At 65.5% G+C, this 5,169-nt stretch carries 4 protein-coding genes and 1 pseudogene; 3 read left to right on the top strand and 2 right to left on the bottom strand.

What is annotated here, in order from left to right; translation table 11 throughout:
* Positions 1 to 244: pseudogene (locus tag K728_RS0117745) on the bottom strand (phospho-sugar mutase); the annotation flags it as partial.
* Between the two features lie 26 nt (positions 245 to 270).
* A complete protein-coding gene (locus K728_RS0117740; RefSeq protein WP_026041184.1) occupies positions 271 to 1,074 on the bottom strand; it encodes a purine-nucleoside phosphorylase in 804 nt (267 codons plus the stop codon).
* A 126-nt stretch (positions 1,075 to 1,200) separates the two neighbouring features.
* Between K728_RS0117740 and K728_RS0117735 the strand changes: the two genes are divergently transcribed.
* The 3 genes from K728_RS0117735 to K728_RS0117725 form a co-directional block, all read left to right on the top strand.
* Positions 1,201 to 2,601: an NAD(P)H-quinone dehydrogenase gene (locus tag K728_RS0117735; RefSeq protein WP_024477516.1), complete on the top strand. Its 1,401-nt coding sequence runs from the start codon at positions 1,201 to 1,203 to the stop codon at positions 2,599 to 2,601.
* A 185-nt stretch (positions 2,602 to 2,786) separates the two neighbouring features.
* Positions 2,787 to 4,199, top strand: a complete 1,413-nt coding sequence (locus tag K728_RS0117730) for an MFS transporter (RefSeq protein WP_024477515.1) — start codon at positions 2,787 to 2,789, stop codon at positions 4,197 to 4,199.
* A 103-nt stretch (positions 4,200 to 4,302) separates the two neighbouring features.
* On the top strand, positions 4,303 to 5,169 hold an 867-nt coding region (locus K728_RS0117725; RefSeq protein ID WP_024477514.1), incomplete at its 3' end, for a serine/threonine-protein kinase.

Below are 5,169 nucleotides of genomic sequence, written 5' to 3'. Positions count from 1 at the left end.
GGCGAACCACGACCCGGTTCATCCGGTTCGGTCCGGCGCCCAGGGCGGCACGGAGTCCCGCAGTGCCGAAGAGCAGCGGTCCGCTGAAACGGTCCTGCAGGTCCTGGGTTGCGGCGGTACGGGTGTCGTCGTCGGCCACCTGCGCGAGCAGCGCCTCCAGCTCCGCGGTGGTGTGCGGATCGGGATCCTCAGCCGCCCAGGTGCGTGCGGCTGCGAGAAGTGATTCGTGGTCGGCGTGCGTCATAGCTTTTTCATACCTTCGGTCAACTTCTAGAGCCGGCTGATGATGTCAGCCAGCAGGCGTGAGATGCGGGGTCCGGCTGCCGTGCCGGATTCGATTACTTCGGCGTGGCTCAGCGGTGCGGTGCTGATGCCGGCGGCCAGGTTGGTGACCAGGGAAATCCCGAACACTTCCATGCCAGCGTGGCGGGCGGCGATGGCCTCGAGTGCCGTCGACATGCCCACCAGGTCAGCACCGATCGTCCTGGCGTAACGCACCTCGGCGGGCGTCTCATAGTGCGGTCCGGTGAACTGCGCGTAGACGCCCTCGTCGAGGGACGGATCGACCTCGCGGGCGATTGTCCGGACCCGCGAGGAGTAGAGGTCGGTCAGGTCAACGAAGGTGGCGCCCTCGAGTGGTGACGTGGCGGTGAGGTTAAGGTGATCGCTGATCAGGACGGGGGTGCCCGGGGTCCACTTCTCCTGCAACCCGCCACACCCGTTGGTCAGCACCATGATCTTCGCCCCGGTAGCGGCGGCGGTGCGCACCCCGTGCACGACGGCCCGAACACCCTTGCCCTCGTAATAGTGGGTGCGGGAACCAACCACCAGGGCGCGTTTGCCCGACGTCGTCAGGACTGACCGCACGGTCCCGACGTGGCCCTCGACGGCGGGGGCCGAGAAGCCGGGGATGTCCGAGGCCTCGAGGGTGTGGGTGGTTTCGCCGATCAGGTTGGCTGATTCACCCCACCCCGAGCCCAGCACCAGGGCAATATCGTGGCGGTCGACGCCCGTCTGCGCGGCGATGTAATCGGCCGCGGCGCGGGCCAGGTCGAAAGGGTCGGTCGGCGTCATTGACGTGGGGTTCTCGATCACTGATCAAACTTACCCTCAGTTCCCCGCCCGCNNNNCCGCCGAGAGCGGGTGGCCGGGACGGGAATCGTTTGAGCGAGCGGCGGGGATAGGACAGAATGGACAGTTGTGACCAGCCAACTTGATTTCAGTGCCCTTCGAATAGCTATCCTGGGCGGCGGTCCCGGCGGGTATGAGGCGGCAATGGTCGCCGCGTCCCTCGGCGCCAGCGTCACTATCGTCGAACGACACGGGCTCGGTGGAGCGGCAGTGCTGACCGACGTCGTGCCCTCCAAGACACTCATCGCGACAGCCGACATCATGGCACGAGTGGCCTCGGCGCATGAACTGGGGGTGCGCTTCGAAAACACCGAGGCGGCCTACGCGGATCTCGGCCAGGTCAACGCGCGGCTCCTGAAACTTGCTGCCGAGCAGTCAGCCGATATCGCCCGCGCACTGGAGCGGGTGGGTGTGAAGATCCTCATCGGCGAAGGAAAGCTGCTGGACAACCACCGGCTTGAGGTCACCTCCGACGGCGAGGCCACAGTGGTCGAAGCCGACGCCATCCTCCTTTCCGTCGGTGCGCATCCCCGTGAACTGCCCACTGCCCAGCCCGACGGCGAGCGAATCTTCAACTGGACCCAGGTCTACACCCTCACCGAGGTACCTGAGCATCTCATTGTGGTTGGCTCGGGGGTCACGGGCGCCGAGTTCGCCTCAGCCTACGACGGCCTCGGATCGAAGGTCACCCTGATCTCCAGCCGGGACCGGGTACTCCCCGGAGAGGACGCCGACGCCGCCGAGGTGCTTGAGAACGTATTCACCAACCGCGGCATGACGGTGCTGTCGGAATGCCGGGCGCAGGGCGTGCAGCGGGTGGGCGACGGTGTCGTCGTCACGCTCTCCGACGGCCGGACCGTTGAGGGTAGCCACTGTCTGATCGCCGTCGGGTCAATCCCCAACACCGCGGGCATTGGGCTTGAGGACGCAGGGGTCCAGCTCACCGAGTCGGGCCACATCAAGGTCGACGGCGTCTCCCGCACCTCAGCCCCGAACGTGTACGCGGCGGGGGACTGCACAGGCGTGCTGGCGCTCGCCTCGGTGGCGGCGATGCAGGGCCGGATCGCCATGGCCCACCTGATGGGGGACAGCGTGACCCCGCTGAAACTGAAGCAGGTTGCTTCCAACATTTTCACGGCCCCCGAGATCGCGACGGTTGGCGTCTCCGAGGCGGACGTCGAGTCCGGCCGTTACCAGGGCGACGTCGTCAAGCTTTCGCTGCACACCAATGCCCGCGCGAAGATGATGAACGTCACTGACGGGTTTGTGAAAATCATCTCCCGCAAGGGGTCCGGAACGGTGATTGGCGGCGTCGTCGTCGGCCCCCGCGCCTCCGAGCTGATTTTTCCGCTGGCGCTCGCGGTGACCAAGAAGCTCCACGTTGACGATGTGGCCAACACCTTCACCGTTTACCCGTCGCTGACCGGTTCCATCTCTGAGGCTGCCCGGCGGCTGCACGTCCGACTCTAGGACTTTTCGGAAGTACGCGCCGGATCCGCCCCGCCTGGGCTGGTGCGCGGCGACCCAACCTTGGGTCACGCTGTCCACATGCTGGACAATTTTATCCACCTGCTGGACCTTGCTGGTCTGATAGATGCATTCACCCACCCTGTTCGAGGCGCCCACGCGCGCCCTAGTGAGAGAAAGCCGCAGACATGTCAACAACCCCGTCCGCCGTGGACGTCGGTGTAGCAAAGCCGAAAAATCCCAAGGGCCGCGTCATCTTCGCCAGCCTGATCGGCACCACCATCGAGTTCTATGACTTCTACATTTACGCCACGGCATCAGTGCTGGTCTTCCCTGCGCTTTTCTTCCCGGACGCCACCCCGGCGAACGCGATTCTAAGCTCCTTCGCCGTCTTCGGCGTCGCCTTCGTGGCCCGGCCACTCGGGTCGATCATCTTCGGTCACTACGGCGACCGGATCGGGCGGAAGGGGACGCTGGTCGCTTCCCTACTCACCATGGGTATTGCCACGTTCCTCATCGGTGTCCTGCCGACCGCCCAGGTGGACGGCTGGATCATTCTCGCGCCGGCGCTGCTGGTACTGCTGCGTTTCTTCCAGGGCCTCGCCCTCGGTGGTGAATGGAGCGGCGCTGCGCTGCTCGCCACCGAAAACGCGCCGAAGAACAAGCGCGCCGTCTACGGCACATTCCCGCAACTGGGTGCACCGATCGGCTTCATCCTCGCGAACCTCCTGTTCGTCTACCTCAACGCCACCCTCACCAATGAGGAGTTCCTGGACTGGGGCTGGCGGGTACCGTTCCTGCTCAGCGCGGTCCTGGTCATCGTTGGACTGTATGTCCGCCTCAAGCTCATCGAGAGCCACTCCTTCCAGCAGGTCAAGGACAAGGGCAAGGTCGTGAAACTGCCTCTCGCCAGCGTCTTCAAGCACCAGTGGCGGGCCCTGCTGCTCGGCACGTTCATCATGTTCGCCACCTACGTGCTGTTCTACCTGATGACCGCCTTCACGCTGACCTTCGGCACCACCCCGGCCTCGGTCGAGGACGCACGGGCGGCCGCCGAAGCTGCGGGTCGCGGGTTCGACGACGCCGCCGCCGAGGCCTTCGTGCCGGGACTGGGCATTGCGCGGGGAGACTTCCTGATGATGCTCATAATCGGTGTGGTTTTCTTCGGCATCTTCACCCTGGTGTCCGGCCCGCTTGCCGAGAAGTTCGGCCGCCGGAAGATGCTGATGGCCACCACCATCGGGATCGCGTTGTTTGGTTTCACCTGGGTTCCCCTGTTCGGTGCCGGCACGACCGGTGCGATGGCGCTGCTCATCATCGGCTTCATCCTGATGGGCCTCACCTTCGGACCCATGGCGGCTATCCTGCCGGAGCTGTTCCCGGCGAACGTCAGGTACACCGGTTCCGCCGTTGCGTACAACATGTCGAGTGTCATCGGTGCTGCTCCGGCGTCGTTCGTTGCTATCGCCCTCTGGCAGCTCGCCGACGGCAGCACACTGCTGGTCGGTCTGTATCTGAGCGCGGCAGCAGTAGCGACGTTCATTGCGTTGTGGCTCAGCCGGGAAACCCGCGACCACGATTACGACAACAACGTCGCCTGACCCTTTCCCAACCCTTCACGACGGCGCGGTACCCANGGCTCCTGAAGGGTGGGTGGAGGCTCCCACGTAGAATCGGACGGGAAATCAATCCAGCGGAGGAAGTATGAGTACCCAATCACTGGCTGACGGACGCTACCTCCTCGGTAGCGTGGTCGGCACCGGCGGGATGGCCGAGGTGTACCGGGCCCGTGACACGCGGCTCGGCAGGGACGTGGCGGTGAAGCTGTTCCGGTCCGCTGCAGCCGACGGCGTGTCCCGCGGATCGGACGAGGCCCGGCTCCTGGCGGGGCTCCACCACCCGGGACTGGTCCGGGTGCTCGATATGGATTCTTCCAGTACCTCGTCGGGGCCCACCTACCTGGTGATGGAACTGATCGAGGGCCCCGATCTGGGCGCGTTGCTCGCGGACGGTCCGCTACCCTCCGATGCGGTGCGGCTGGCAGGGTGGGACGTGGCGAGGACCTTGGCATACATCCACCAGCAGGGCATCCTGCATCGCGACATCAAGCCTTCCAACATCCTGACGCGGACCACGGATCCCGATAGCGGGGTCTTCGGCTACCTGCTCACCGACTTTGGCATCGCGCGCTTCTACGATGCCGCGCGGCAGACGGCCACCGGACAGACCATCGGCACGGCCGCCTACCTTAGCCCCGAACAAGCCCGCGGCGGTGCCATCGGCACTCCCACCGACATCTACTCCCTAGGGCTGGTTTTGCTGGAATCACTGACCGGTGCGCGCGCCTTTCCGGGGACCAGTCTCGAATCGGCGGTGGCTCGACTGCACCGACCGCCGGAGATCCCTGCAGCCCTCGGATCGAACTGGCAGTCGCTGCTGTCCCGGATGACCGCCGCTCACCCCGACGACCGGCCCACTGCCGGCGCCGTCGCCGCCGAATTCGCCCAGTGGCAGACCCCCGAACCGCACACCGAGGTGTTTACCACTGGGGGGCCCCACACCGAGGTGCTC

Source organism: Arthrobacter sp. CAL618 (genome assembly GCF_000468215.1).
Classification (GTDB): domain Bacteria; phylum Actinomycetota; class Actinomycetes; order Actinomycetales; family Micrococcaceae; genus Arthrobacter_D.
Note: the sequence above shows the minus strand (reverse complement) of the source record. Positions and strands in the feature narration are given on the sequence as shown.

Bases quoted from the DNA above. Each gene is read 5' to 3' on its own strand.
- K728_RS0117730 (WP_024477515.1), top strand. From the start codon at position 2,787: ATGTCAACAACCCCGTCCGCCGTGGACGTCGGTGTAGCAAAGCCGAAA.
- K728_RS0117740 (WP_026041184.1), bottom strand. From the start codon at position 1,074: ATGACGCCGACCGACCCTTTCGACCTGGCCCGCGCCGCGGCCGATTAC.